Here is a 26,196-nt window from a genome sequence, read left to right as displayed (position 1 = left end):
AGATTTGTTAGAATGGGGATAGCTGATGGGATAGATGTTTATCGTGGACGGCGACTGAAAAGAGAAGAATGAAGGAGGGAAAAGGATGGAATGCATGGAGATACACGGACGCTGCAGCACGGCGATTGTATACGCGAAGGTGATCGAGGAAGAGGCGATCGAGCAGATCCGCCGGATGTGTGACTACGAATTCACGGAGGGCGCGAGCATCCGCATCATGCCCGATGTGCACTGGGGCAAGGGGTGTACCATTGGCACAACGATGTCGATGCGGGACAAGGTCGTGCCGAACCTCGTCGGTGTCGACATCGGCTGCGGCATGTATACGGTTGACCTCGGCAAGGGAGAGATCGACCTCGCATGCTTTGATGAGACGGCGCACTTCGTCCCCCTCGGGGCGTGATGTATGGGTGGGGCGGCAGGAGTCGACCTCCTCGCACTGCGCTGCTATCGTGCACTCAAGTACACAAAGCACGTCCTCAATATTTCCCGCCCGTGCTGCCGTGGCTGCCGCTGCCTGAGGATGATGAGGAGGAGGTTTTTCCTTCGCGGTGCGCACAACGCGCGAGGTGATGTAGTTGTCGTCACTCTATGTGAGCTGAAAGCTCTTGTGATCGAGGTAGGCGTCCGCTGTTGCTGCGGCAGCGATGTTGCTCTCATCTTGTGGATCAGGAAGCAGCGAACGAGGCAGAAGATGGCGACGGCGAGGAGAGCAGCGATGCCGAGTGCAGTCGTATTGAACGCCGTACGCGGGTCGTAGGGCGTGCCTTCCTTCTCATAGTGAGTGAGCATCATGTCCGTCGTCTTGGCGTAGGCGGTAAACGCATCTGCGTAGCAGTTCTTGCGCAGATCGGGGAGGAATGCCTCGGTCAGTGCATCCATGCACCTGCCGTCGGTGATGCGCGTGTGCATTTTGCTGCTGCTGAGGTGGCATTTGCCGATATTTGCATGGAACATATTACCGCAAGGAGCGGGAGAAGTGCGACCGAGATACGGTGTGTTGGTTTTGTCCTGACCCTCTCCTATCTTATGATGTACTTGATGGCGTAGTAGAGCGGCGGCAGCGCAATCCGCGCAGGGACGAGCGGATTGCGGAGTGCTTTGCGGCGGTCGATGGGCAGCGAGCCGACGACCTTGCCCGTCTGCCCGTTCGTCATGAATGTACAGGGCTGGTTCTTGCAGCGCGTCGTGAGAATCCACACGGGGACCATCGCATAGTGCACTGCGCCGTCCCGCTTTGCAATCTATGCATTTCCATCGAGACTGCGGCGGTGATAACGAGGAGGTTTGGGCTACCGCAGTAGGCACAGGAGGTCGCTATCGTATTTGCGTCGGAGACCAGTTCTGCACCGCAGGCAGAGCAGGTCTGCACCTGCATCGCGGCGCGCTCCTCCTCCGACTACTGCGACGTTCGGTGCATTTGCCGCGGCCTCCTTCTCCTCTGCCGTCTTGGCGGCTGCCTTCTCCTGTGCACGGCAGCGTTCCTCGAGAGCGGCGGCATTCAGCTCCATATGGCAAGTGCGCGCAGACAACGCGCGCGTCTCCCGGATGGAAACTGAGGGGCGCGCCGCAGTTCGGACATTGATAACTGACGGTTGTTTCGACCATGAGTTTACCTCGCTATTTGGCTGGCGTATGGTACCCCTGCAAGAGGCCTACTGTCTATCCTTTTCATCAAATGCATCACCGCACTGCGGGCAGAACTTCGGCGGATGCGTCGGGTCGTCGGGCGTCCAGCCGCGTTTGTCACAGCGATAGAGCGGTGCTCCTGCGGGGCGCGGCTTGCCGCACTCGGCGCAGAACTTCCCCGTGTTGCCCGCATGACCACAGGCACAGGTCCAGCCCTCAGTGCTCTGCCCCTGCTGCGTCTGTGCGGGGAATGGATTCACCGCGCCGACTGTGCTGCCCTGCGGGCCGAACGTACCCATTGCGCCCATGCTGAGATTGCCGACCATGCCGAGCCCCATAAAGCTCGATGCGACGCCGTTCTCGTTGCTTGCTGCCGTGCGTATCGCGTCCGCCGCCGCACCAGCGATACGGCCGGCGCGCAGGTTTGCATCACTCATGATCGCGCCGTCCTGCAGATCCCTGATGCGCTGCTCGTCGCGATCGTCCGCCTTGACGCTCGACACACCGAAGGAGACAATCTCGATGCCGCGCTTTTCGCCCCACTCGGCAGCGAACGCGTCGCGTATCTCCTTCGTATAGTTAATGAGCTGTGAATAGCGGATACCCTGCGCTGCGATGCGTCCGAATGCGGGCTGTAGCGCCGTCAGCAGCTCGCTGCGCGGCTGCTCGTCGATCTCGCTACGCATATATAGTCGCCATCCACGTTGCCGCAGACATTGGTATAGACGAGAATCGGATTCGCAATGCGGTAGCTGTACGTGCCAAAACAGCGGATGTTCACGTTGAGTGTATAGGCGCCGAGCACCGTCTCAACATGGATCGACTGTGCCGTGCCATACTTATTGCCGATGATCTCCTTCGTATTAACATAGTAGATGCGCTGATCCTTCGCGGGATCGCCGCCGAACACTGTCGGCTCGGTCGAGGCATCGTACGTGTATGCGCCCGGCTCCGCGCAGATCTCCACGACCTTGCCCTGATCGACGATCATCATGCACTGCCCGACATTCACCACAACGACCGAGCCCGTCGTGATGATATTGCTCTCACCGCTCGTGATCGAGCTGGGCCCGCGCGCACTCGTGCGCTTTTCGCCCTTTGCGACCAGCGTGTCGGCATCGAGGCTGTCACAGCCTGTCACAGCAGTAGAACTCCTTCCACTGGTCGGCGAGAACCCCGTCCACCATGCCGGCAGCTGCCTGAATCAGTCCCATCGTTTTCTCCTTAGATTCTGTTACTCAAGGAATCACTGATAAAATGAGGTATGCCAGATGGTCGTGCCGAATTTATCGGTGATTCCTTAACACGAGGATCATTTTAACATAAGTACGGGAGAAAAGGGTCTTAGAATTCAATATTAAGACAGAAGGGAAAGAAGTGCTCAAAATTAGACACAATAGCTAGAAGTGCTGGAGCAATGAGGGGGGGCAATCGGATGTTATGCAGGGGGCTTTCTGAGGGGGCTTAGATTTCGGCAAGCTGACAGGAATGCAGCTGCAGCGGATCGAGGATTGGGTCAACAACTATCTGCGCAAGATTTTCGGATATAAGTCAGCAAACGATATGTATGCTGCGATGATATAACTCGCTAAATGTTTAACGAGACCTTGCGACAATTAAACTTGCAATTTGCCCCCTGGCATACAATGCAGAAAAATTCCTTGCCATGCATTCGCTCCTATGATATAATGCGACTTGTCGCACAGCGGCATGGAGAGGTGTCCGAGTGGTCGAAGGTGCTTGACTCGAAATCAAGTGCAGTGATGAGCTGCCGTGGGTTCGAATCCCACCCTCTCTGCCATTGGAAAATAAGGCTTCGTGGAGATTTCCACGAAGCCTTTTCTGCGCGTAGTTTTGGATGAAAAATAGGATTTTGGGCACATTTTGGGCACACAAGATTTTGAAAGTGGATTTTATGGGGCTCGAAATGAGGGGAGCTGACATAGAAAACGAGGATGCCGTGCAGCATCCTCATATTCATCTGTGCATCACTTTTCCTCGGATCACATGATCTGCCTATATTTTATCGGGCTTTTGGCTTTTTCGCAAGATTGTCGTTTCTCGTGCGTGCCAAATCCATATACCGCTCAAAAGACCATTGACAGAAAGTGTTCGGCGTAGTAGCCTATACGAACATGGGAGGGGGGCGTTTCGTTGCCATTTTATACCTACAGCTATATTGAGCAAGTTGGACAGGCGAGCCATACGGCGTGGTATGTCGTCTCATTCCTCGCGCTCGCTGCACTGCTTGTCGTGAGCATCAAGTATCTGCGCAGCAGCTTTTCCTCGCGCTACCGCGATCTCGTCGTCCTGCTGTTTCTGGCGGTGATCTTCCTCGGGGGCATGCAGTACGGCGACTACAACCGCATGAAGAGCGACCGCGAGCAGACCTCACGCATGGCACAGTTCGTGCAGAGCCTCGGGAAGGATCTCGATGTCCCTGTCAGTGATATCAAGGTGAACTCGACCAATCTGAAGCAGGGCATGCTCGTCGATGTAGAGGGCACGTTCTACGTGATTCATTTCAATGCGGACTACACGTCGTTTCAGTATGAACGCACGCATCTCCTGCGGCGGGATATACAGATCGTAGATAAGGAGGACTGAGATGATCGTCTACTCACTGGTACTCGCAAAACTCGCTCTCGGTCTGCTCTGTCTCATCGTGCAGATCAACCTCCTCGGCAAGGGCAACCTCGCCCCCACGTCCGCGACCGATCAGGTGCAGAACTACGTGCTCGGCGGCATCATCGGCGGTGTTATCTACACCAGTGCCATCTCTATGATTGACTTCCTCCTCGTGCTCGTCGCGTGGACGCTCCTCGTGCTCCTGCTGAAATTTATCAAGGCGAACAACCGCCGCGTCAAGGAGATCGTTGACGGATCGCCTGCCATCCTCATCGAGCGCGGCAAAATCCTCATGGACGAGTGCATGCGGCAGGGGCTCCTCGCGCATGATCTCACGCTGAAACTGCGTCTGGCGGGCGTCTACTACATCAAGGATGTCAAGCGTGCCGTGCTCGAGCCGAATGGACAGCTCACCATCATCCAGTATGGTGAGGAAAATGCGCGCTATCCGCTCATCCTCGACGGGCAGGTCGATGAGGATATCCTTGAGCTCATCGAAAAAGACCACGTGTGGCTGAACGCTGCCCTGCGCGATGCGGGCTACGAACTAAAGAACGTCTACGTTGGCGAATACAAGGACGGCAATCTCGCCATCTATCCGTACGCGGAGTCCTAAAATTGGCAAAAACAGAGCCACGCGAAAGAGTTGCTTTCGCGTGGCTCTGCTTATCAATGACAGGAAGCCCCCAAGATCAGTGGATCTCGATCTGCTTGCGCTCAGGGGCAGATGCCGATTTCGGCAGGTTCACCTGCAGGACGCCGTCCTTGAACTCGGCGCGGATGTTCGCGTCATCGATGCCGTCGATGTAGAACGAGCGGCTGACTTCGCCCGTATGACGCTCGCGGCGGATGTAGCTGCCGTTGTCGTCCTTTTCGTCCTTTGACTCGTTGTGCGTCGCAGCGATGGTGAGGTAGCCATTCTCGTAGCGGAGACTGATGTCTTCCTTCGCCATGCCCGGCAAGTCGGCGCTCAGCTCGTAGTGGTCGCCGCTGTCCTTTACATCAACCTTGAATGAGGATGCCCCCCAGTTCGCTGCGGGGAAGCTGCTGTCGAAGAAGGAATCGCGCATGGCGTCGAAGAGATCAAACGGGGTATTATGCTCACGTGAGGTAAGCCCGCGATGTCCGCCAAAAGGTACAAGTCCAAACATGATGATCAACTCCTTAGGTTTTTTTGTTGGCTGATGCGCTGTTTGGTATTCGCCTCAGCCATGTGAATATCTTTATTGGGAAGGTGCTTCAATCACCTTTCGATTGTTATTATACTGCTAAAAGTCAAAAAGTCAATAGGTCAAAAAGAAAAAATTGAAAAATTTTTTTGTAACGATATAATAAAGGAACCACTGATAAAATGAAGTCCCTCGGATTGGCGCAGATTTTTTGTCCGTACGAGGCGGAAAACCGGACGCAGAGAGGGGCTCTGTGGAGGATTTTCTGCCGAAGTGCAGGCAAAAAGATGCGTCAAGATGGCGTGGCTGAGTTTAGCAGTGATTCCTGAATAAAGATATATGTTATTTCGTCAATGGAACTGGAGGAAACAATATGGCAGATACGGAAGTTCTTTTTATCGGCTACCCGAAGTGTTCGACGTGTCAAAAGGCGGAGAAATTCCTGCGTGCGCACGGCTGTGCGGCACCGATGCGCGACATTAAGACACAGAACCCGACGGCAGAGGAGCTGCGTGCGTGGCACAAGAAGAGCGGACTGCCGCTGAAGCGGTTCTTCAATACGAGCGGGATGATCTACCGCGACCGCGGGCTGAAGGATACGCTGCCGGAGATGTCGGAGGAGCAGCAGTACGCCGCGCTCGCCTCGGACGGGATGCTCGTGAAGCGGCCGCTCCTCATCACGAAGGACCGTGTCTTGGTGGGCTTTCGCGAGGCGGAGTGGGCAGAGCTGTTTGCGTAGGGGATGATCCCGCAGGCGCGTTTTGAAAGAAGGATTTCGATGAAACGAGAGTACATGGACGGCATCCTCTATGCGATGCTGTTTGCCGTGCCGGCCTACGTGCTGGGGCTGTATTTCCCCATCGTGGGCGGACCCGTGTTCGGCATTCTGCTCGGGATGCTGTTCGCGAAAAAGCGGCGTCCGGAGAAGACGGAGAGCGGCATCCGCTTTACGGGCAAGAAGATTCTCCAGTATGCGATCATCCTGCTCGGCTTTGAGATGAATCTCTTTCACGTTGTGGAGGTGGGAGAGCAGTCCCTCTATGTGATGGCCTTTACGCTCGCGGCAGCGTTCCTTGCGGCGCTTGTCGTGGGACGTTTGATGGGGCTTGATCGCGACATGACGGCGCTCGTTGGTGCGGGAACGGCGATCTGCGGCGGCTCGGCGATTGCGGCGGTTGCCCCTGTGATCGGGGCAAAGGATCGGGATGTGGTGATCTCGATTGCGACGATTTTCTTCTTTAACGTGATTGCGGTCTTTCTCTTTCCGTTCCTCGGGCACACGATGGGGATGTCCGATCAGGGCTTTGGCATGTGGGCAGGCACGGCGATCAACGATACGTCGTCCGTGGTCGCGGCGGGCTATGCGTACAGTCACGATGCGGGCGCGTATGCGACGATTGTGAAGCTGACGCGTACGCTGATGATCGTGCCGGTCTGCCTCTTCTTCGCGCTGCTCGTGATGCGCGGGGCGAAAAAGAGCGGCGCAGGGTTCTCTCTTCGGCGCATCTTTCCGATGTTCGTGCTCTACTTCATCGTCGCGTGCATTGTCAATACGACGGGCATTCTCCCCGCAGAGCTCTCGCATGGGCTGGGGATGCTCGGAAAGTTCGCGATTGTGCTCGCGATGAGTGCGATCGGGCTGAACACGGATCTCCCTTCGCTTGTCAAGAACGGGGCGCGGCCGCTTGCTCTCGGGATGGTGTGCTGGGCAGCAGTGGCGGTGACGTCGCTTATCGTTCAGCATGCATTGGGGCTGCTGTAAGGGGCGGGGGGACAATGAGGAATCAAAAAACCACGCATGAAAAAAACACAGCGACGGATGAACAGGATGTCGAGCTGCGGCCGTTTCCACCGTTTCTGCCGCCGCAGGCGACAGTGCTGATGATGGGGAGTTTTCCGCCGGCAAAGGAAAAGCGGGCGATGGCATTCCACTACCCGAACTTTCAAAACGATATGTGGCGCGTCTATGGGCTCGTGTTCTTCGGTGATGCAGCACATTTTCAGGTGCCGGGGGAGAAGGCTTTTGATGCGGAGCGCATCAAGGCGTTTCTCACGGAGCGCGGCATCGGCTCGTGTCCCGGCGTGCGGCGCGCCATCCGCACGCACGGCAATGCGTCCGACGCCTATCTGAAGGTCGTGGAGACGGTGGAGCTGCCCGAGATTCTGGCGCAGATCCCACAGTGCCGCCGCATCTGCACGACGGGCGGAAAGGCGACGGAGATCCTTTTTGATCTGCTCACGGCGGAGAAGAAGGGCAAGGATGTCAAGACGGGCGAGACCGTTCCTGCTCGCTGCGGTACGCGTGAGCTCCTCGTCACACGCCTTCCGTCCACTTCGCGTGCCTATCCGATGAAGCTTGAGAAGAAGGCGGAGGCGTATCGGCAGTTTTTCCGCGCGGCGGGGTTCACGGTGGCGGAGTAGAACGAAAAATAAAAGACAGGTCAACGGCTGCGTTTCATGCCGTTGACCTGTTTTTCGTAGAAAAGCTTCAAAAATATTTTAATATTAAGCAGGAATATGGAGGGGGGTGGAATTAATAGATATGGATGAGAAACACTGCGCTTTAAGTTGCAAAGGAGATGTTTGTTATGGGCAAGTTTAAGAAGGCTCTCTTAGGGCTGGTCGGTATTGTGGTTGTCGCCAGCTTAGTTGGTGCTTGCGGTGGCGGTGGAAAGGATAAGTCAGACAATGCGAACAAGGGGAATTCAACCACTACCACACAGCAGCAAGAAAAACAGAAGGAATACGCAGAGGCGGATATCAATGTGCTGCTCAGTGAAGCAAAGGATAATGCTGCCTCTGCGAATCAAAATTATAAGGGAAAGGCAGTAAAGATCATTGGTGGACATATCGGTAATATTGATTCGGATGTGAAGTATATTACCATTGATGGCACAGCAGCAAAGTACACGATGATTCACATTCGTTGTGATGTAGATGCTAAGAATAAGGAACTAAAAGATGCTATTCTGGCATTGAAAAAGGGGCAGAATGTCACGGTGTATGGGACGATAAAGGAAGTCGGGGATATCATGGGATACTCCCTGAAACTGGATAAGGTGGAGTCGGCACAGTAAAAGAAGTACCTGTCTCGTCAAGAGATGAGAAAAACAGCTTATCCAAAATGGTTGTTTCGCAAGGAGAGAAGTGCCTGAGATGCGTCCATCAGGATTCCGTTCATGCGGTATTCCTGCTCAGCTTCTGTAATTGCGATATCGATATACGGGTGAGATGATTTCGCTCTTCTGGGGGGATTTCTTTGGCATTAGTTGATGCTGCTGCTGATGGTTGAGTATTTATCATCTGTGTGTATCCTCCAGTGGACATCTGAATAAGTCAAACGGCACGATATGAGATGATTCATACCGTGCCGTTTTTTCTATTTCTCTTAGAACAAATCGTTTGCAAGGACGATGGTCTGCTCGCGTGAGGGGCCGACGGAGATGACGCCGAGGGCAATGTCCGTGATCTCTGCCATGCGCTCGAGGTATTTGCGTGCCTTTTCGGGGAGGTCGCCGTAGCTGCGGATGCCGGAGATGTCCGTCTTCCAGCCCGGGAAGGTTTCATAGACCGGCTCGACCTCGGCGAGGACGTTGAGGCTTGCGGGAACGCCCTTGAGGAGCTCTCCCCTGTACTTGTAGCCCGTGCAGATCTTGATCTCGTCAAAGCCGTCAAGGATGTCGAGACGCGTGACCGCCATGTAGTCGATGCCCGAGAGCATCCCCGCGTGGCGGACGACGACGGCGTCGAGCCAGCCGGTGCGGCGCGGACGCCCCGTGACGGTGCCGAACTCATGTCCCGCCTCACGCAGTTTCTCTCCGATGGGATTCAGCTGCTCTGTGGGGAAGGGACCCTCGCCGACGCGCGTGCAGTATGCCTTGACAACGCCGACGACCTTGTCGATCTTCTTCGGCGCAACACCCGCGCCGATGGTGACGCCGCCCGAGATGGGGTGTGACGCGGTGACGTAGGGGTAGGTGCCGTAGTCGATGTCCAGCATGGTCGCCTGTGCGCCCTCAAAGAGAATTTTGCGCCCCGCGGCGATCTCCTCGTTGATGAGGGGGATGGTGTCGGTGACGAGCGGACGCAGACGCTCGGCGTAGCGCTGGTACTCCTTCAGCACCTCGTCATAGTCAAGGGGCTCGTGGTGGTAGACAGCGGCGAGCTCTGCGTTCTTGTTGTCGAGGTTTTTCTTGAGCTTCTTGGCAAACTCTGCGCCGTCCATGAGGTCACAGACGCGGATGCCGATGCGGTCGTCACGATCCATGTAGCAGGGGCCGATGCCGCGTCCCGTGGTGCCGATCTTGTCTGCGCCGCGCTGGGCGTCGCCGATGCCGTCCATCAGTCGGTGGTAGGGCATGACGACGTGCGCACGGTCGGAGATGCGAATGTTCGATGTGTCGATGCCGCGCGCCGCCATGGCGTCCATCTCCTGCAGACAGACCTCGGGGTCAAAGGCGACGCCGTTCGCGATGATGTTGTGCGTGCCCTTGTAGAGGATGCCTGAGGGCAGGAGGCGGAGTTTATACTCTTCGCCTGCCGCGACGACGGTGTGTCCCGCGTTGCAGCCGCCCTGATAGCGGACGACGGTGTCTGCCTTGCTCGCGAGGTAGTCGACGATTTTCCCTTTGCCCTCGTCGCCCCACTGCGTACCCGTAATAACGATGGTTGACATAATGAGTCCCCCTTATTTCTTCTCCTTAGAGATCAAATCGTGCAAAGATGTCATCGATGTTCCGCAGGAAGTACTGGTAGTCAAAGCACGCGTCGATCTCCTCCTTTGTGAGGTGGGCGGAGATGTCGGCGTCCTTCTCGACGTTCGTGCGGAAGTCCTCCTTGTCGAGCCAGCGCTTCATGGCGTTGCGCTGCACCCAGACGTAGGCAGTCTGACGCAGGATGCCCTTGTTGACGAGTGCCGTGAGGATGCGCTGACTGTAGATGAGACCGCCCGTGCGGTTCATGTTGTGCAGCATGGCGTCTGGGTAGACGAGGAGCTTGTCCACGATGCCGGTCAGCTTGTGCAGACAGTAGTCCACATTGATCGTGCTGTCGGGCAGGATGACGCGCTCGACGGAGGAATGCGAGATGTCGCGTTCATGCCAGAGGGTGATGTCCTCCATCGCCGCGACGGCGTTGCCGCGCACGAGTCGTGCCATGCCCGAGACACGCTCGCAGTTGATCGGATTGCGCTTGTGCGGCATCGCCGACGAGCCCTTCTGTCCCGCCTTGAAGAACTCCTCTGCCTCACGGATGTCCGTGCGCTGGAGGTTGCGGATCTCGGTGGCGATCTTTTCCAAGGTGCTCGCGATGATGGCGAGTGTCGTGACGAACTCGGCGTGGCGGTCACGCTGGATGACCTGTGTCGCCAGACGGACGGGCGTCAGCCCCAGTTTTTTGCACGTCAGTTCCTCGATGCGCGGGTTGATGTTGGAGTAGGTGCCGACGGCGCCCGAGAGCTTGCCGACGGAGACGATTTTCTTGGCATGCGTAAGACGCTCGATGTCGCGCTCGATCTCTGCACTCCAGAGCAGAAGCTTCAGCCCAAAGGTCATCGGCTCTGCATGGATGCCGTGTGTACGTCCGATGCACGGCGTATGACGGAACTCGTTCGCGCGGCGGCGGAGCACGGTGCGGAATTCCTGCAGATCGTCGAGGATGATGGCGGCGGCGTCGCGCATCATGACGCAGTATGCCGTGTCCTTCACGTCGCTCGAGGTGAGTCCCTTGTGGATGTATTTCGAGTCCTCTCCGATATTCTCCTCGAGGTTCGTGAGAAAGGCAATGATGTCGTGGTCGGTGGTCTTTTCGATCTCGTTGATGCGCGCGACGTCAAACTTCGCCTTTGCCTTGATGTTCTCTACGGCGGCGGCGGGGATCTCGCCCAGTTCCGCCATTGCCTCACACGCAGCGATCTCGACGTTCAGAATGGTCTGCCACTCGTTCTGAATCGACCAGAGATGCCCCATCTCCGGGCGTGTATAGCGTTCTATCATGTGCGTCCTCCTGCCTGAAAATAAACAAATTTATCCTGCACTATCATATATCTCCATGGGACGATTGTCAATGTTATGCGGAAACAGCGTTTTGTATACGGGATATTCTCATGCGGATTTCAGGGTTCTTACGATATAATAGAAATGTTTATTGCGGAGGGGGCGATCGAATGTTCCGCCGGATTCTTGCTGTCGGCGATGTGCACGGGGAGGCAGACGGGCTCGAACGTCTCTGGAAGAAGATTGCGTTTGACGATGAGCGGGATCTGCTCGTCTTTCTCGGCGACTATATTGACCGCGGCACCGCGCCTGTCCGTGCCCTGCAGTTCGTGCAGCGGCAGGTGGAGAAGTACCGCAATGTCCACGCACTCATGGGCAACCACGAGGCGATGATGCTCAGCTATATTGATGCGTATGGACTGGGGCGCACAATCATGGGGCACTTCGATCTCTGGCTGGCGAACGGCGGCAGGATCACGAGGAAGCAGCTTGCCGCTCTGCCAAAGGCGGAGGCGGAATCGCTGACGGCATTCGTTCGGTCACGTCCGATTTCCTTCCGCACATCGCATGCCGGTGAGGACATTCTCTTCGTTCATGCGGGTGTGAATCCTGCGGCGGAGGACTGCCGGGAGGATATGCTTTGGATTCGTGAGAAGTTTTTCGCGGGGTATCACGGCAGCACGCTGGTTGTTGTCGGGCATACGCCGACGCAGATGCTGCGGCGCGGCGGCGCAGCAGTGCCTCTCTTTTTGCCGAACAATATCATCGCCTGCGACACGGGCGCGTATCTGCCCGGCGGACGCATCAGCTGTGTGGACGCGGCACACTATCTGCGCCTGCGAGCGGGCGGACATGCACTCACGGCGGGAGAACGCGCATCCTGCTATATGCAGGCGGAGCGCGGGTAAGGCTCGTGTGATTCCTTAGATGTATCAGTGATTCCTTTATATAGGAGAGAGGAAGAAGTTGATGGAAAGGAAAAAGACGTTTACGCGCCGTACGTTTATCAAGGCAGCGATAGCGGCGGGGACAGCCGCTGCAGGCGGTGCGGCGCTCTGGAAGCTTGCCGGCATGGAGTGGCTGCGCAGGAAGGGGCTGCATCCCTTTCCCAATACTCTCTATATCGAACGCCTGCGGCAGATCATCACCTCGGATCCCGGGAGCAGCCGTGTCCTCATGTGGGAGACCGATGCAGACGAGATGGATCAGATGGTCGAGATACGGGCGGAGAACGCGGAGAAGATACGGCGCATCCCTGTGAACGATACGTGCTTTTCCGATGATGATGTGATGGTACATCAGTATACGGCGGAGATCGACAAGCTGATGCCGGGAACGAAGTATCGCTATCGCATTGAGGCGAATGACGGGACGACGGGCTGGCAGGAACTCTATACCCCTGCTGCTGATGCACCGTATAAGATGCTTCTTTTTCCCGACAGCCAGTCGAGCGACTATGCGGACTGGCAGCAGATGGCGCATCTCGCGTGGGCACGCAATACGGATACGGCACTTTTTGCCTGCCTTGGTGATCTCGTTGACAACGGCGAGGATCGGTTTCAGTGGACAGAGTTCTTTAAGGGCATAGATGAGATGGCCCATGTGATCCCAATGGTGCCTGTCATGGGGAATCACGAGACCTACGACCGCCAGTGGCAGACGCGCCTCCCTGCCGCATATCTGAACTACTTTCAGACCCCGCGCAACGGAAGTAAAGAATTTGAGCGGTATTACTATTCCTTTGACTACGGAGACGTGCACTATGTTGTGCTCTGCACGCAGCAGAAGGAGATCGACGGCTTTAAGAGCGGGATGGTCGAGGAGCAGCTCGCGTGGATCCGCCGCGATCTGAAGGCACACCGCAAGAAGTGGAATATCGTCCTCATGCATAAGGATGTATTGCAGTACCGTATTCAGGGACGCCCTGAGCGCAGTGAGGGTATTGATGAGGAGATCGGCCGGGTGTGGATGCCCGTCTTTGACGAGCTGCTCATCGATGTTGTTTTCACAGCGCATCTGCATACCTATCGCAATCGCGGGCATATCTACGCGTTTGTCAAAACGCCGGAGCAGAAGGGACCACTCTACATCCTCACGGGTGTTGCGGGGAATGTGCGCTATCCAAATCTCTGGATCGACCATGCCTTTGACGAGGTGACGCTTCCGCAGCCGGAGACGGATAACTATCTCACGATGGAGGTCCGGGATGATCGGCTTGAGATCGCGTGTTTCCTGTCCGACGGCACGGAGATGGATCGTGTGAAGGTGACGAAACGGTAAGGGGATCGTCCGTTGTGTAAGGGACAAAGAGGGACTGCTGCACGAAGCTTCAGCTTCGTGCAGCAGTCCCGTCTTTTTTATATGCAATCGATATACAATTTTAGTAAACCTACATAGAATATTCTGGTTGACAATAAATAAAATAGCGAGTAAGATAAAGCAAGTCTATGGGTCTATCAGTTTTTATGGAGGTATCTGAAGATTATGAAGTTACGTGAAGTAATCCTATGCGGGCTGTTTATCGCGCTTATTACGGTCGGGACGTTCGTGCGCATCCCTGTGGGTACGGATGTTTACACGCTGCAGTTCCTCTTTACCCTGCTCGCGGGGCTGATGCTCGGTGCGCGGCTCGGTGCGCTCGCCATCGGCACGTATGTACTCATGGGGCTCGTGGGGATTCCCGTGTTCGCCTCGGGCGGCGGCCCTGCCTACGTGCTTCAGCCGACGTTCGGCTATCTCGTCGGCTTCATCCTGCAGGGCTGGGTGACGGGCGCGCTGGCGCGCCGCGGCGTGCCGACGTTCCGGCGTGCACTTGCCGCGTGTGCAGCAGGCATGGTGGTGCTCTATGCCCTCGGCATCCCGTATTTCTACTTCATATCGAACTACATTATCGACGCGCCGATCGGTTTCTGGGTGGCGGTCTGGTACTGCGGCGTGCTGCAGGTTCTGCCGGACTTCCTGCTCTGCGTCGCGGCGGCGTACGTCGGGATTCGCCTCTACAAGGCGGGGCTCTGGATTCGTGAGACGCAGGAGACGCAGAGCACTGCTCCCGTGCAGGGGGCAGCAGTGCATACGAATCGCATGGATGTCTGACAGGAGGCGCATCATACGTGGGTAAGGCGTTATTTGTCACGGGAACGGGGACGGACATCGGCAAGACGTATGTCACGGGGCTGATTGTGAAATGTCTCCGTGACGCGGGATTTGCGGCGGGCTACTATAAGGCGGCACTCTCGGGCGCGGAGGTCGCCGCGGACGGCACGCTCCTGCCGGGCGATGCACTCCATGTGGCGCGTGTCGCGGAGCTCGATGCGGCGGATGTCACTGTCTCCTATGTCTATCGCGATGCGGTCTCACCGCATCTCGCGGCGCAGATCGAGCACCGCCCGATGGATTTTGCAAAGGTGGCGCAGGACTACCGCCGCGCGAAGGAGCACACGGACTATCTGACGGTGGAGGGGAGCGGCGGCATTATCTGCCCGCTGCGCTGGGACGGCGATGAGCACGTCGTCCTTGACGATCTTGCCGTGCGGCTGGGGCTCGCTGCGCTCGTTGTTGCCGATGCAGGGCTCGGAACGATCAATGCCGCTGTGCTGACGGCAGAGCATCTCTATGCGCGCGGCATTCCCCTGCGGGGCTTTATCTTCAACAATTGGCAGGGCGGTCTGATGCAGGAGGACAATGTGCGGATGGTCGAGGAGATCACGGGAGCGCGTGTCTTGGCGTGTGTGCCGCACGGCGCGGCGGAACTGCCGATGAGGGCGGATGCGCTTGCCGCGCTGTATGAGTAATGTGTGTTTAGGGAAGCACTGATCAATTCAGCCTGCGGCTCTTGACGCCTATTTTCCCGCACTTCGGCGGAAAATCTACGCCAATCCGAGGGGCTGTTTTATCCGTGATTCCGCAGGAGGAGAGCTTTTATGCCGACGATTGAGGAGCGTGACCTGCGCCATATCTGGCACCCGTGCGCGCAGATGAAGGACTATGAGCAGCTGCCGCCGATGGTGATCGATCACGCAAAGGGGGCATGGCTCTACGATGTGCACGGCAAGGGCTATCTCGATATTATCAGTTCGTGGTGGGCGAATCTCCTCGGACATACGAACGAGAAGATCGATGCGCGGATTACGGCGCAGCTGAGGCGGCTCGAGCACGTCGTCTTTGCGAATTTCTCCCATCGTCCCGCGATTGAGCTTGCAGAGCGGCTGGCGATGCTCGTGCCCGAGGGACTGACGAAGTTCAATTTCAACGATAACGGCTCGTCCGCTGTAGAGGCGGCGCTCAAGATGGCGTTTCAGTACTGTCAGCAGACAGGGCGTACGAAAAAGACGCGGTTTATGTGCCTTTCTGAAGGGTATCACGGAGGGACAATCGGGGCGCTCTCCGTGGGGGGCGTGGATCTCTTTGCCGAGATGTACAAGACGATGATGATGGACACTATCCATATCGAGGCACCCGACTGCTACCGCTGCCCCTATGGGGAGACGCGCGACAGCTGCTCCTGCGCGTGTTTTGAGCATGCGGAGCGTGCCTTTGCCGCACACGGACACGAGACGGCGGCGATGATCGTCGAGCCGCTCCTGCAGGGGTGCGCGGGGATGCGCATCTACCCCGAGGACTATCTCAGGAAGCTGCGCGCCCTCTGCGACGCATACGATGTCCTGCTCATCGCCGACGAGATTGCGACGGGGTTCGGGCGCACGGGACGGCTCTTTGCGTGTGAGCGTGCGGGCATCACGCCCGATCTCATGTGCCTCTCAAAGGGGCTGACAAGCGGCTATATGCCTACCGCGATCACCGTCGTCAAGGAAAAGATCTACGACGCGTTCTATGCGGACTGGAGCGAGGGCAAGGCGTTCATGCAAGGTCACACGTATGCGGGCAATCCGCTCGGCTGCAGCGCGGCGCTCGCCGTGCTCGACATTCTCGATGAGGAGAATATTCTGGAGCGGGCGGAGGAGACAGCATCGTGGCTGACTGCGCGCATGACGGAGACGTTCGGTGCGCATCCGAACGTCGGTGAGATCCGCCACATCGGGCTGATTCATGCGGTTGAGCTGGTCGAGGATCGCGAAGCGAAGCGTCCCTTTGATCCCAGTCGCCGCCTTGGCTATGCGATCTATCGCCGTGCGCTCCGGCACGGGCTGCTCCTGCGCCCGCTCGGCGACGTGCTTTACTTCAATCCGCCGCTGAACATCGGGCGTGATGACCTCAGCACCGCCATCGCATGGATGAAGGCGTCGATGGATGAGGTGCTGGGGGCATAGGAACTCTGTAGAGGAAGCTGCCGCACGAAATGAAAAACTTCGTGCTTTGTGTGTAATGTGTGTTTAGGAAAGCACCGCGTGTATCAGTGCTTTCGTAGGAGGGGTCATTTTTATGCCGACAATTGAGGAGCGCGACCTGCGCCGGATTTGGCATCCGTGCGCGCAGATGAAGGACTATGAGGAGCTGCCGCCGATGGTCATTGACCACGCAAAGGGTCCATGGCTCTGCGATGTGCACGGCAAGTCCTACCTCGATATTGTGAGCTCTTGGTGGGCAAATCTCCTGGGGCATTCCAACGAGAAGATCAACGCGCGCATCAAGGCGCAGCTCGACCGCCTCGAGCATGTGATCTTTGCAAATTTCTCACACCGCGGCGCGATCGAACTTGCCGAGCGTCTGACGGCGCTTGTGCCCGAGGGTCTGACGAAGTTCCACTTCAACGACAATGGTTCCTCTGCGGTCGAGGCGGCGCTCAAGATGTCCTTCCAATACTGCCAGCAGACGGGGCGCACGAAAAAAATTCGCTTCATGTGCCTCTCGGAGAGCTATCACGGCGAGACGATCGGCGCGCTCTCGGTGGGGAGCATGGATCTCTTTGCCGAGATGTACAAGCCGATGATGATGGACAACATCCATATCGAGGCGCCCGACTGCTACCGCTGTCCCTATGGGGAGACGCGCGGCACCTGCTCCTGTGCGTGCTTTGAGCATGCAGAGCGTGCCTTTGCCGCGCACGGGCACGAGACGGCGGCGATGATCGTCGAGCCGCTCCTGCAGGGGAGTGCGGGGATGCGCATCTATCCCGAGGAATATCTCAGGAAGCTGCGCACCCTCTGTGACGAATACGATGTCCTCCTCATCGCCGACGAGATTGCGACGGGATTCGGGCGCACGGGGCGGCTCTTTGCGTGTGAGCGTGCGGGGATTACGCCCGATCTCATGTGCCTCTCGAAGGGGCTGACGGGCGGCTACATGCCCATGTCCATCACCGTCGTCAAGGAGAAGATCTACGAGGCGTTCTACGCCGACTGGAGCGAGGGCAAGGCGTTCATGCACAGTCATACGTACGCGGGGAATCCGCTCGGCTGCAGCGCGGCGCTCGCCGTGCTCGACATTCTCGATGAGGAGAATATTTTGGAGCGGGCGGAGAACACGGCCTCGTGGCTGACTGCGCGCATGACGGAGACGTTCGGTGCGCATCCGAACGTCGGTGAGATCCGCCACATCGGGCTGATTCATGCGGTTGAGCTGGTCGAGGATCGCGCGGCGAAGCGTCCCTTTGACGGAGGGCGGCGCCTTGGCTATGCGATCTATCGCCGTGCGCTCCGGCATGGGCTGCTCCTGCGCCCGCTCGGTGACGTACTTTACTTCAATCCGCCGCTGAACATCGGGCGCGATGATCTTGACACGGCGATCACGCGGATGAAGCAGTCGATGGATGAGGTGCTGGGGAGATAAAGAAGGATGGCGGACTGCTGTACGAGGGGCGATGAACCTCGTACGGCAGTCTTTTTCGTAGAGAGTAATTTTCACTGATTGAACGGGGGACGTATTCCATGCTATAATAGCATCATTCGAATTCGTGCAAAGGGAGGTGTGGCAATGCCGCTGGATGAGTTTGCGTGGCGCGTGCGCCTCGCACGCCGACGCAGGGCGAGTCAGCGTAAGTTTCGCGCGGCAGCAGGGGTGATCGTCCTGGCAATCGCCGTCCTCGCGTGGTATCTCGGCTACTACATACAGCGTCCCGCCTACGCTCTCGAGCAGGCGGCGGCAGCGCTCACCGCGCATGATGCGGAGGCGTTTCAGCGGCGCGTGAATATCAATGCTGTAACGGCGGCGGGATATGACGATCTCACCTACGTCCTCTTTTCGGGCGATACACATCTGAAGGAAAAAGAACGAAATAAATCGGGAAAGTTCTACGAGAGCATCAAGGACAGCGTCGCAGGCGGGATGGCGCAGAGCATTTTGACGGCGGTCGGGAGCGGGACGTGGCCGACCCCTGAGGGCGTAGACCCGCTGAAGGGACGCCAGCTCGGCATCGACTTTGAGTATCTCATGGAGTGCAGCCACCTGCGCGACACGACCCTCCTGCACATCGACAGCGTTGTGCGGGACGGGAGCACCGCAATGGCGAACATTACCGTGCGCGACGAGGGGACCGACCTAGAGTTCCCCCTGCAGCTGCGCATGGAGCGCGGCGATACGGGCTGGCAGGTCGTGCGCATCGTGAACTATCGTTCCTATCTCGAGGCAGTGCAGAAGGCGGCGGCGAGCAACCTCGGGCGCTACATCGACGCGACGCGCCCGATTGTCGACCGCTATAACGGCGTTTTCCGCTCGAAACAGCGGGAGTTCCGCAATCTGACCGAGACGGGACGCAGTACCTATACGACGGTGTACCGCAAGTCGCTGACACATCTCCTGCAGGAGGATATGATTCCCCTGCTCAAGAAGTATCAGAAGGAGCTGGACGGCGTAGATGTTCCCCACGGCGCACAGTATCTTGCTGCACAGCGCAAGGCGGCGACGGAGGCGTTCATCGGTGCGTATGAGAGTTTCGTCAAGGGGCTCAACGTCGGGACGCCCGAGGACTTTGCACGGGCGGAGACACTGCACAAGATGGCGCTCTCCTATGATCTGCGTGTCGGCGACATGATCCGCCGCGGTGCGGTAAGTGCGGAGACGCCCGCAACACCATAAATATGAATGAAAGAAGGGGTGTTGTACGAAGCTGAACGCTTCGTACAACACCCCTTTTGTGCCCCTTCCACCGCTTACGCGGTCCCCCTTCCCCCGTGATAACGGGGAAGGCTTTGTATAACGGCATAGCAGCGCGTCGATGAGGCTAGATTCCTTTGCTCTTACGATCAGAACGCGGGAACAATCGCGCCCTTGTACTTATCGTTGATGAAGTTCTTGACCGTCTCAGAGTGGAGGGCCTTGACGAGCGCCTGAATCTCGGGGCGGTTCTCATCGCCCTGGCGGACGACGAGGATGTTGACGTACGGCGAGGTCTTGTCCTCCATGATGAGGGCGTCGCGCGTCGGCACGAGATCCGCCTGCATTGCCCAGTTCGTGTTGATGACGGAGATATCAACGTCATCCAGCGTGCGCGGCAGCTGCGGCGCCTCGATCTCCTGGATCTTGAGGTGCTTCGGGTTGTCGACGATGTCCTGCACCGTCGCCGTCGTACCGGCACCGTCCTTCAGCTTGATGAGGTTCGCACGCGCGAGGAGCAGCAGCGCACGGCCGCCGTTCGTCGGATCGCTCGGGATGGAGACGGATGCGCCGTCCTTCAGCTCGTCGAGCTTCTTGATCTTGTGCGAGTAGACGCCCATCGGCTCGATGTGGACACCGAGAACGTTCACGAGCTTCAGCTCGGGGTGCTCCTCAACAAAATTCTTCAGGTATGGCTCGTGCTGGAAGAAGTTCGCGTCGATTTCCTTATCGTTCGTGGCGATGTTCGGCTGAACATAGTCGTTGAATTCGACGATCTCGAGCTTTACGCCTTCCTTTTCGAGCTCGGGGCGGATCGCCTCGAGGATCTCCGCGTGGGGAACGGGCGATGCACCGACCTTGACGACCTTCTCCGCCTTGGCGTTGTCGGCGGGTTTGTCTGCGCTGCCGCCGCAGCCGGCGAGGGCAAATGCAGTGACGGCAAGCACAAGAGCGAGCAGTTTTTTCATAAAATACCTCCTTTGAAAAATTGATCTCTAAGAATTTATTTCTTATTCAGCCGTGCGGCGAGGGTATTGCCTGCAAACTGCACGAGCTGGACGAGAACAATGAGAATGACGACGGTCGCGAGCATGATGTCGGGGCGGAACCGCTGATAGCCGTAGCGGATCGCGAGATCACCAAGACCGCCGCCGCCGATCGCACCGGCCATGGCGGACTCGCCGACGAGTGCGATGACGACCGTCGTGAGCTGGCTGACGATGCCGGGCATGGACTCCGGCAGGAGCACGCGCGTCACAATCTGCAGCGGCGTCGCCCCCATGGAGAGCGCCGCCTCGATGAGACCGTGCGGCACCTCGCGCAGCGAGGTCTCCACCTGCCGTCCGATGAACGGGACCGAGGCGATGACGAGCGGCACCATCGCCGCCGTCGTGCCGATCGCCGAGCCGACGATGAGACGAGTCAGCGGGATGATTGCCACCATCAGGATGATGAACGGGATGGAGCGGATCGCGTTGACCACCGCGCCGATCGAGCGGTTCACCGCCGGCGCATCGAGGATCTCGCCCCGCGCTGTCACGTGCAGGAGCACGCCGAGCGGGATGCCGAGCGCACTCGAGATGACCATACTGACCGCGACCATATAGACGGTCTCTCCGAGTGCCTTAGTCAGCAGGGGAATCATTTCGGCGGACATAGCCGATCACCTCCTGTTTCAAATGCTGTTCCGAGAGATAGTCGATGGCGCGCTGTATCTCCTCCGGTGCGCCGCGCATCCCGATGATCATACGCCCGAACGGCAGCTCCTTGATCTGGTCGAGTGTACCGAAGAGCATCGTCACCTCAATGGTTGGGAAGCGGCGGATCATCTCCGCGAGCACGGGATCGTCCGCGCGCTCGCCGAGGAATGTAAGGCGCAGGAGCATATAGCTCCCCTCGCTCGGCGCTTCTTCGATGGAATTTCCGCGAAATGCCGTCGGCAGTTCGTTCGATAGGAGCACGCTGATGAACTCCTTCGTGATCGGCTGCTGCGGTGCGGTGAACACGTCCACCACATCGCCCTCCTCGGCGATGATGCCGCCGTCGAGGACGGCAACGCGGTCACAGATATCCTTGATGACCTGCATTTCATGCGTGATGACGACGACGGTCAGTCCCATACGGCGGTTGATGTCGCGGATGAGCGCGAGGATGGACTTCGTTGTCTGCGGGTCGAGTGCCGAGGTTGCCTCGTCACAGAGCAGTACCTTCGGATCTCCTGCGAGTGCGCGCGCGATGCCGACGCGCTGCTTCTGCCCACCCGAGAGATGGCTCGGGTAGGCATTTGCCTTGTCGCCGAGCCCGACCAGCGTGAGCAGCTCCGTCACCTTGGGGCGGAGCTCCTCGGCAGACTTCCCTGCGAGCCGCAGCGGGAATGCCACGTTGTCGTAGACCGTCGCAGAGGACAGCAGATTAAAGTGCTGAAAAATCATGCCGATGTGCCGCCGCTCCTCGCGCAGTTCGCTCTCCGAGACCTGCATGAGATCGCGTCCGTCCACGAGGACAGCGCCGCTCGTCGGGCGCTCAAGCATATTGATGCAGCGGATGAGCGTCGATTTTCCTGCGCCTGACAGCCCAATGATGCCATAGATGCTGCCGCGCTCAATCGAGAGATCGATACCGCGCAGAGCGTGCACATCGCCTGCGTATGTTTTGACAATATTCTTTAGCTGTATCATTTGTAGCCTCTCTTCGTTGATACCGATTAAACGTAGCATAGACGCGCCGCTTTGTCAATGACTTCGCTGTTTGATGGAGGTCGTGTCGGTACGCTATTGCCTGTGCTCCTACCGGAAAATGCAAAAATAGAAAAATCCCCCCCTTGACACGGTATCTCCGATGTAGTATCATACAATGACCTATTGACGTAAGTATGGGATTTGTGCGCCTTTTTTCAGGGGAGGACGCCGCGCAGTATGCTGTGCGGTTAGAAAGGACAAGAGAGCAAGGTACTCACATGGCTGCCTTGTTCTTTTTGTGTCTGTTCAATTCTGAGAGCGGCGCTCAGATGCCAGAGGATATTCCAGCGAAAGGGTGACAGCGTTCATGTTCAATCCTGTGTCGGTCGGCCGTCGAACCCGCTACAGCTACGCGCGGATCAAAGAAGTGATGGAGATGCCGCATCTTCTTGACATCCAGCGCGAGAGCTATCGGTGGTTTCTCGAGGTGGGGCTTGCGGAGATTTTCCGCGACATCTCGCCCATTCAGGATTTCTCCGGGAATCTCATCCTTTCCTTTGAATCGTTTGCGCTCGGTGAGCCGAAGTACGATCTCGACGAGTGCAAGGAGCGCGATGTGACGTACGCCGCGCCCCTGCGCGTCAACGTGCGCCTCGTGAACCGTGAGACGGGCGAGATCAAGGAGCAGGAGGTCTTCATGGGCGATTTTCCGCTCATGACGGATACGGGGACGTTCATCATCAACGGCGCAGAGCGCGTCATCGTCAGCCAGCTCGTCCGCTCGCCCGGTACGTACTACGGTGTGGAAATCGATACGACGGGCAAGGAGCTCTACAACGCGACGATGATCCCGAATCGCGGCGCGTGGATCGAGCTGGAGACGGATGCAAACGACATCGTCTCCGTGCGTATCGATCGTACGCGCAAGATGCCCGTGACCTATCTCATCCGCGCCCTCGGCTACGAGACGGACGCGGAGATTCGTGCGCTCTTCGGCGACGATCCGCGCATGCTCGCAACGATCGAGCGCGATACGGACGAAGTCAAGACGCGCAGCCGCGCGGTCATCGAGATCTACCGCCGTCTGCGTCCGGGTGAGCCCGCGAACGAGGACAATGCGCGTCAGCTTCTCGAGACGCTGTTCTTTGACCCGCGCCGCTACGACCTCGCGACGGTCGGCCGCTACAAGCTGACGAAGAAGCTCGGCTGGCGCCGCCGCCTGTTGGGCAAGGTGCTCGCCGAGCCCGTTGTGGACGTGGAGACGGGCGAGATCGTCTTCCCGAAGGGCGAGCCGATCACGCCTGCGATGGTGGATGCGGTCAGCGAGGAGCGCGAGACGGCGCTCTTCGGCGACGGCGAGCTCATCGCATTTCAGGTACAGAAGCCCGACGGCGATATCTATCGGATGCTCTGCGCACCGACGCGCGACTATCAGTACCGCACGGTGACGCGCGAGGACATCATGGCGGCGATCAGCTACCTCCTCGGCCTCATGGACAGCTTTGGCAATACGGACGACATCGACCATCTCGGCAACCGCCGCGTGCGTGCCGTGGGCGAGCTGCTGCAGAACCAGTTCCGCATCGGCCTCTCGCGCATGGAGCGCGTCGTGCGCGAGCGCATGTCGATCCAGGAGACGGAGAGCATCACGCCGCAGGGGCTCATCAATATCCGCCCCGTCGTGGCGGCGGTAAAGGAGTTCTTCGGCTCCTCGCAGCTCTCGCAGTTCATGGATCAGCACAACCCTCTCTCCGAGCTGACGCATAAGCGCCGCCTCTCGGCACTCGGCCCCGGCGGTCTCTCGCGCGAGCGCGCGGGCTTTGAGGTGCGCGACGTTCACAACTCGCACTACGGCCGCATGTGCCCGGTCGAGTCGCCGGAAGGTCCGAACATCGGACTCATCGGCTCGCTCGCCAACTATGCACGTGTGAACCGTTTCGGCTTTATGGAGACGCCGTATCGCCGCGTGGACAAGGAGCATCACCGCGTGACGGAGGATGTGCGCTACCTCACGGCGGACGAGGAGGACGATCTCATCATCGCGCAGGCGAATGAGCCGCTCGATGCGAATGAGTACTTTGTCAACGAGCGCGTGACGGCACGTTTCCACGAGGAGACGGGACTGCATCCGCGCGAGCGTGTGGACTATATGGACGTGTCGCCGCGCCAGGTCTTTTCCATCGCGACGGCGATGATCCCGTTCCTCGAAAACGACGATGCGAACCGTGCCCTCATGGGCGCGAACATGCAGCGTCAGGCAGTGCCGCTCCTGCGGACGCAGGCACCGCTCGTCGGTACGGGCATGGAGTACAAGGCGGCGTGCGACTCGGGCGTTATGGTGCTCGCAAAGCACGCCGGCGAGGTCACGGACGTTACAGCAGATGCGATCACCGTCCGCTCGGACGAGGGCGCATTTGATACCTATAAACTGCAGAAGTTCATCCGCTCGAACCAGGCGACCTGCATCAACCAGAAGCCGCTCGTCTACGCGGGCGACCGCGTGACGGAGGGGCAGCCCATCGCCGACGGCCCCTCGACGGACAACGGCGAGCTCGCCCTTGGCTACAATATTATTGTTGCCTATATGCCGTGGGAGGGCTACAACTACGAGGACGCCATCCTCCTCAGCGAGAATCTCGTCAAGCGCGATCTCTACACCTCGATCCACATCGAGGAGTATGAGTGCGATGCGCGCGACACGAAGCTCGGCCCCGAGGAGATCACGCGCGACATCCCGAATGTGGCGGAGGAAGCGCTCAAGGATCTCGACGAGGACGGCATCATCTCCATTGGTGCGGACGTGCGCCCCGGCGATATCCTCGTCGGCAAGGTCACGCCCAAGGGCGAGACGGAGCTGACGGCAGAGGAGCGCCTGCTGCGCGCGATCTTCGGCGAGAAGGCACGCGAGGTGCGCGATACCTCGCTGCGCGTGCCGCATGGCGAGGCGGGCAAGATCATCGACGTGAAGATCTTTACCCGTGAGAACAACGATGAACTGCCGCCCGGCGTCAACCGCCTCGTGCGCGTCTATATTGCACAGAAGCGCAAGATCTCGGTCGGCGACAAGATGTCCGGCCGTCACGGGAACAAGGGTGTCGTCTCGCGCATCATGCGCCAGGAGGACATGCCGTTCCTGCCGGACGGCACGCCGGTCGATATCGTGCTGAACCCGCTCGGCGTTCCGTCGCGTATGAACATCGGTCAGGTCTTGGAGACGCATCTCGGCATGGCGTGCCGCATCCTCGGCCAGCGCATCAAGGACGGCGATCCAACGGTGGAGGGCGATCTCCGCGCGGCGGGCTATGATTTCGATAAAAACGGGATGCCCGTGCCCGACGTGGCCGGAATCCACATCGCGACCCCGGTCTTTGACGGCGCGGGCGACGACGACGTATTCGGCACGATCCGCGCGGCGAGACTTCCCTCCGACGGCAAGACCGTGCTCTACGACGGCCGCACGGGCGAGCCGTTCGAGAACCGCGTCACGGTCGGCTGCGTCTACATGCTGAAGCTGCATCATCTGGTTGACGACAAGATTCATGCGCGCTCCACGGGGCCGTACTCGCTCGTCACGCAGCAGCCGCTCGGCGGCAAGGCGCAGTTCGGCGGACAGCGTTTCGGCGAGATGGAGGTCTGGGCACTCGAGGCATACGGCGCGGCGTACACCCTGCAGGAGATCCTGACGGTGAAGTCCGACGACGTGGTCGGCCGTGTCAAGGCATACGAATCCATCGTCAAGGGGGACAACATCCCCGAGCCGGGCGTACCCGAGTCGTTCAAGGTGCTCATCAAGGAGCTGCAGGCGATCGGCCTCGACATCAAGGTACTCAATGAGGACGCGAAGGAAATCGCGATCCGCGACGAGGAGGACGAGGACATCAACGAAAAGGCACGTTCTCTCGATCTCGATGTGGAGGGCGTGGACGAGAACGGTGCCGCACCGCCTCCTGCGGATGACTACGAGGAGAACGTGGAGGCTGAGGAGTCTGCGGATGAGGATCTCATCGCTGACCTCGGCACCGACGAGGATCTCGCGGCGGACGACATGGATGCGATTCTCCATGGCGGACTGGACGACATCGACAATCCTCATGAGGACGATCTATAAGG

Annotated in this window: 26 protein-coding genes and 1 tRNA gene; 16 read left to right on the top strand and 11 right to left on the bottom strand. The window is 58.4% G+C overall.

Annotation, left to right across the window (positions count from 1 at the left end; translation table 11 throughout):
• Positions 1–94: 94 nt before the first annotated feature.
• Entirely contained in the window at positions 95–403 is a 309-nt protein-coding gene (locus C1713_RS07245) for an RtcB family protein (protein WP_245871026.1), read from the top strand.
• A gap of 44 nt (positions 404–447) precedes the next feature.
• On the opposite strand, the gene C1713_RS07240 is transcribed toward C1713_RS07245, so the two are convergent.
• The 5 genes from C1713_RS07240 to C1713_RS12440 form a co-directional block, all read right to left on the bottom strand.
• Positions 448–957, bottom strand: a complete 510-nt coding sequence (locus C1713_RS07240; protein ID WP_170950793.1) for a hypothetical protein — start codon at positions 955–957, stop codon at positions 448–450.
• A gap of 65 nt (positions 958–1,022) precedes the next feature.
• On the bottom strand, positions 1,023–1,223 hold the full coding sequence (locus tag C1713_RS07235) for a hypothetical protein (protein WP_102493472.1): 201 nt from the start codon (positions 1,221–1,223) through the stop codon (positions 1,023–1,025).
• A gap of 69 nt (positions 1,224–1,292) precedes the next feature.
• Positions 1,293–1,532: a hypothetical protein gene (locus C1713_RS07230; protein WP_138774480.1), complete on the bottom strand. Its 240-nt coding sequence runs from the start codon at positions 1,530–1,532 to the stop codon at positions 1,293–1,295.
• A gap of 123 nt (positions 1,533–1,655) precedes the next feature.
• Positions 1,656–2,315, bottom strand: a complete 660-nt coding sequence (locus C1713_RS12445; RefSeq protein ID WP_245871024.1) for a hypothetical protein — start codon at positions 2,313–2,315, stop codon at positions 1,656–1,658.
• Positions 2,273–2,770, bottom strand: a complete 498-nt coding sequence (locus C1713_RS12440; protein ID WP_245871022.1) for an SPFH domain-containing protein — start codon at positions 2,768–2,770, stop codon at positions 2,273–2,275. The genes C1713_RS12445 and C1713_RS12440 overlap by 43 nt, the downstream gene beginning before the upstream one ends.
• A 571-nt stretch (positions 2,771–3,341) precedes the next feature.
• On the opposite strand from C1713_RS12440, the gene C1713_RS07220 reads away from it, so the two are divergent.
• The 3 genes from C1713_RS07220 (at position 3,342) to C1713_RS07210 (ending at position 4,873) form a co-directional block, all read left to right on the top strand.
• A tRNA-Ser gene (locus tag C1713_RS07220) sits at positions 3,342–3,430 on the top strand.
• A 353-nt stretch (positions 3,431–3,783) separates the two neighbouring features.
• A complete protein-coding gene (locus C1713_RS07215; RefSeq protein WP_009753683.1) occupies positions 3,784–4,236 on the top strand; it encodes a DUF3290 domain-containing protein in 453 nt (150 codons plus the stop codon).
• Between the two features lies 1 nt (position 4,237).
• Positions 4,238–4,873 carry a DUF421 domain-containing protein gene (locus C1713_RS07210; RefSeq protein ID WP_102493470.1) on the top strand — a complete coding sequence of 212 codons (636 nt, stop codon included), beginning with the start codon at positions 4,238–4,240 and terminating at the stop codon, positions 4,871–4,873.
• A gap of 76 nt (positions 4,874–4,949) precedes the next feature.
• On the opposite strand, the gene C1713_RS07205 is transcribed toward C1713_RS07210, so the two are convergent.
• Positions 4,950–5,408, bottom strand: a complete 459-nt coding sequence (locus C1713_RS07205; RefSeq protein ID WP_009753685.1) for an Hsp20/alpha crystallin family protein — start codon at positions 5,406–5,408, stop codon at positions 4,950–4,952.
• Between the two features lie 391 nt (positions 5,409–5,799).
• Between C1713_RS07205 and C1713_RS07195 the strand changes: the two genes are divergently transcribed.
• From C1713_RS07195 to C1713_RS07180, 4 genes are all read left to right on the top strand, one after another.
• Positions 5,800–6,165, top strand: a complete 366-nt coding sequence (locus tag C1713_RS07195) for an arsenate reductase family protein (RefSeq protein WP_009753687.1) — start codon at positions 5,800–5,802, stop codon at positions 6,163–6,165.
• A 39-nt stretch (positions 6,166–6,204) separates the two neighbouring features.
• A complete protein-coding gene (locus C1713_RS07190; RefSeq protein WP_102493469.1) occupies positions 6,205–7,188 on the top strand; it encodes a YeiH family protein in 984 nt (327 codons plus the stop codon).
• Positions 7,189–7,202: 14 nt separating this feature from the next.
• Complete coding sequence (locus C1713_RS07185; RefSeq protein ID WP_102493468.1) at positions 7,203–7,847, top strand: DNA glycosylase; 645 nt, start codon at positions 7,203–7,205, stop codon at positions 7,845–7,847.
• 167 nt (positions 7,848–8,014) lie between these two features.
• The gene (locus tag C1713_RS07180; protein WP_245871021.1) at positions 8,015–8,503 is read left to right on the top strand and encodes an OB-fold putative lipoprotein; all 489 of its coding nucleotides are present in this window, start codon (positions 8,015–8,017) and stop codon (positions 8,501–8,503) included.
• 311 nt (positions 8,504–8,814) lie between these two features.
• Here the strand turns inward: C1713_RS07180 and C1713_RS07175 are convergent, their stop codons facing one another.
• Complete coding sequence (locus tag C1713_RS07175) at positions 8,815–10,101, bottom strand: adenylosuccinate synthase (RefSeq protein ID WP_102493466.1); 1,287 nt, start codon at positions 10,099–10,101, stop codon at positions 8,815–8,817.
• 25 nt (positions 10,102–10,126) lie between these two features.
• Positions 10,127–11,419, bottom strand: a complete 1,293-nt coding sequence (gene purB / locus C1713_RS07170; RefSeq protein ID WP_102493465.1) for an adenylosuccinate lyase — start codon at positions 11,417–11,419, stop codon at positions 10,127–10,129.
• 170 nt (positions 11,420–11,589) lie between these two features.
• On the opposite strand from purB, the gene C1713_RS07165 reads away from it, so the two are divergent.
• The 7 genes from C1713_RS07165 (at position 11,590) to C1713_RS07135 (ending at position 19,390) form a co-directional block, all read left to right on the top strand.
• On the top strand, positions 11,590–12,327 hold the full coding sequence (locus C1713_RS07165) for a metallophosphoesterase family protein (RefSeq protein ID WP_102493464.1): 738 nt from the start codon (positions 11,590–11,592) through the stop codon (positions 12,325–12,327).
• A 61-nt stretch (positions 12,328–12,388) separates the two neighbouring features.
• Entirely contained in the window at positions 12,389–13,699 is a 1,311-nt protein-coding gene (locus C1713_RS07160; protein WP_102493463.1) for a purple acid phosphatase family protein, read from the top strand.
• A gap of 204 nt (positions 13,700–13,903) precedes the next feature.
• Positions 13,904–14,512 (top strand): biotin transporter BioY, encoded by a 609-nt coding sequence (locus tag C1713_RS07155; RefSeq protein ID WP_102493462.1) that lies wholly within the window; start codon positions 13,904–13,906, stop codon positions 14,510–14,512.
• Between the two features lie 17 nt (positions 14,513–14,529).
• Positions 14,530–15,210 carry a dethiobiotin synthase gene (gene bioD, locus C1713_RS07150; RefSeq protein WP_102493461.1) on the top strand — a complete coding sequence of 227 codons (681 nt, stop codon included), beginning with the start codon at positions 14,530–14,532 and terminating at the stop codon, positions 15,208–15,210.
• A 129-nt stretch (positions 15,211–15,339) separates the two neighbouring features.
• Complete coding sequence (bioA, locus tag C1713_RS07145) at positions 15,340–16,686, top strand: adenosylmethionine--8-amino-7-oxononanoate transaminase (protein ID WP_102493460.1); 1,347 nt, start codon at positions 15,340–15,342, stop codon at positions 16,684–16,686.
• Positions 16,687–16,798: 112 nt separating this feature from the next.
• Positions 16,799–18,145, top strand: coding sequence for an adenosylmethionine--8-amino-7-oxononanoate transaminase (bioA, locus tag C1713_RS07140; protein ID WP_102493459.1), 1,347 nt, complete (start codon positions 16,799–16,801; stop codon positions 18,143–18,145).
• Positions 18,146–18,289: 144 nt separating this feature from the next.
• Positions 18,290–19,390, top strand: coding sequence for a DUF2939 domain-containing protein (locus C1713_RS07135; RefSeq protein ID WP_102493458.1), 1,101 nt, complete (start codon positions 18,290–18,292; stop codon positions 19,388–19,390).
• A gap of 167 nt (positions 19,391–19,557) precedes the next feature.
• Here the strand turns inward: C1713_RS07135 and C1713_RS07130 are convergent, their stop codons facing one another.
• Genes C1713_RS07130 through C1713_RS07120 form a run of 3 tightly spaced genes read right to left on the bottom strand, consistent with a single transcriptional unit; the run spans position 19,558 to position 22,086 of the window.
• Complete coding sequence (locus tag C1713_RS07130) at positions 19,558–20,376, bottom strand: MetQ/NlpA family ABC transporter substrate-binding protein (RefSeq protein WP_050341816.1); 819 nt, start codon at positions 20,374–20,376, stop codon at positions 19,558–19,560.
• 35 nt (positions 20,377–20,411) lie between these two features.
• Positions 20,412–21,065 carry a methionine ABC transporter permease gene (locus C1713_RS07125; RefSeq protein WP_040572534.1) on the bottom strand — a complete coding sequence of 218 codons (654 nt, stop codon included), beginning with the start codon at positions 21,063–21,065 and terminating at the stop codon, positions 20,412–20,414.
• The gene (locus tag C1713_RS07120) at positions 21,034–22,086 is read right to left on the bottom strand and encodes a methionine ABC transporter ATP-binding protein (RefSeq protein ID WP_050341812.1); all 1,053 of its coding nucleotides are present in this window, start codon (positions 22,084–22,086) and stop codon (positions 21,034–21,036) included. The genes C1713_RS07125 and C1713_RS07120 overlap by 32 nt, the downstream gene beginning before the upstream one ends.
• Positions 22,087–22,453: 367 nt before the next feature.
• Here C1713_RS07120 and rpoB point away from each other — a divergent pair, with 367 nt between their 5' ends.
• Positions 22,454–26,194: a DNA-directed RNA polymerase subunit beta gene (gene rpoB / locus C1713_RS07115; RefSeq protein ID WP_102493457.1), complete on the top strand. Its 3,741-nt coding sequence runs from the start codon at positions 22,454–22,456 to the stop codon at positions 26,192–26,194.
• Positions 26,195–26,196 lie beyond the last annotated feature (2 nt).

It is taken from the genome of Centipeda felix (assembly GCF_900186465.1).
Lineage (GTDB): Bacteria > Bacillota > Negativicutes > Selenomonadales > Selenomonadaceae > Centipeda > Centipeda felix.
This window is presented reverse-complemented; position numbering and strand designations above follow the sequence as displayed.

What these genes read in the sequence shown, in the direction of transcription:
- C1713_RS07190 (WP_102493469.1), top strand. Translation starts at nt 6,205, where the DNA reads ATGAAACGAGAGTACATGGACGGCATCCTCTATGCGATGCTGTTTGCC.
- C1713_RS07240 (WP_170950793.1), bottom strand. Translation starts at nt 957, where the DNA reads ATGTTCCATGCAAATATCGGCAAATGCCACCTCAGCAGCAGCAAAATG.
- C1713_RS07165 (WP_102493464.1), top strand. Translation starts at nt 11,590, where the DNA reads ATGTTCCGCCGGATTCTTGCTGTCGGCGATGTGCACGGGGAGGCAGAC.
- C1713_RS07185 (WP_102493468.1), top strand. Translation starts at nt 7,203, where the DNA reads ATGAGGAATCAAAAAACCACGCATGAAAAAAACACAGCGACGGATGAA.
- rpoB (WP_102493457.1), top strand. Translation starts at nt 22,454, where the DNA reads ATGTTCAATCCTGTGTCGGTCGGCCGTCGAACCCGCTACAGCTACGCG.
- C1713_RS07245 (WP_245871026.1), top strand. Translation starts at nt 95, where the DNA reads ATGGAGATACACGGACGCTGCAGCACGGCGATTGTATACGCGAAGGTG.
- bioA (WP_102493460.1), top strand. Translation starts at nt 15,340, where the DNA reads ATGCCGACGATTGAGGAGCGTGACCTGCGCCATATCTGGCACCCGTGC.
- C1713_RS07130 (WP_050341816.1), bottom strand. Translation starts at nt 20,376, where the DNA reads ATGAAAAAACTGCTCGCTCTTGTGCTTGCCGTCACTGCATTTGCCCTC.
- C1713_RS07160 (WP_102493463.1), top strand. Translation starts at nt 12,389, where the DNA reads ATGGAAAGGAAAAAGACGTTTACGCGCCGTACGTTTATCAAGGCAGCG.
- C1713_RS07175 (WP_102493466.1), bottom strand. Translation starts at nt 10,101, where the DNA reads ATGTCAACCATCGTTATTACGGGTACGCAGTGGGGCGACGAGGGCAAA.
- bioA (WP_102493459.1), top strand. Translation starts at nt 16,799, where the DNA reads ATGCCGACAATTGAGGAGCGCGACCTGCGCCGGATTTGGCATCCGTGC.
- C1713_RS07180 (WP_245871021.1), top strand. Translation starts at nt 8,015, where the DNA reads ATGGGCAAGTTTAAGAAGGCTCTCTTAGGGCTGGTCGGTATTGTGGTT.
- C1713_RS07125 (WP_040572534.1), bottom strand. Translation starts at nt 21,065, where the DNA reads ATGTCCGCCGAAATGATTCCCCTGCTGACTAAGGCACTCGGAGAGACC.
- C1713_RS07195 (WP_009753687.1), top strand. Translation starts at nt 5,800, where the DNA reads ATGGCAGATACGGAAGTTCTTTTTATCGGCTACCCGAAGTGTTCGACG.
- C1713_RS07120 (WP_050341812.1), bottom strand. Translation starts at nt 22,086, where the DNA reads ATGATACAGCTAAAGAATATTGTCAAAACATACGCAGGCGATGTGCAC.
- C1713_RS07210 (WP_102493470.1), top strand. Translation starts at nt 4,238, where the DNA reads ATGATCGTCTACTCACTGGTACTCGCAAAACTCGCTCTCGGTCTGCTC.
- C1713_RS07205 (WP_009753685.1), bottom strand. Translation starts at nt 5,408, where the DNA reads ATGTTTGGACTTGTACCTTTTGGCGGACATCGCGGGCTTACCTCACGT.
- purB (WP_102493465.1), bottom strand. Translation starts at nt 11,419, where the DNA reads ATGATAGAACGCTATACACGCCCGGAGATGGGGCATCTCTGGTCGATT.
- C1713_RS07155 (WP_102493462.1), top strand. Translation starts at nt 13,904, where the DNA reads ATGAAGTTACGTGAAGTAATCCTATGCGGGCTGTTTATCGCGCTTATT.
- C1713_RS12445 (WP_245871024.1), bottom strand. Translation starts at nt 2,315, where the DNA reads ATGCGTAGCGAGATCGACGAGCAGCCGCGCAGCGAGCTGCTGACGGCG.
- C1713_RS07135 (WP_102493458.1), top strand. Translation starts at nt 18,290, where the DNA reads ATGCCGCTGGATGAGTTTGCGTGGCGCGTGCGCCTCGCACGCCGACGC.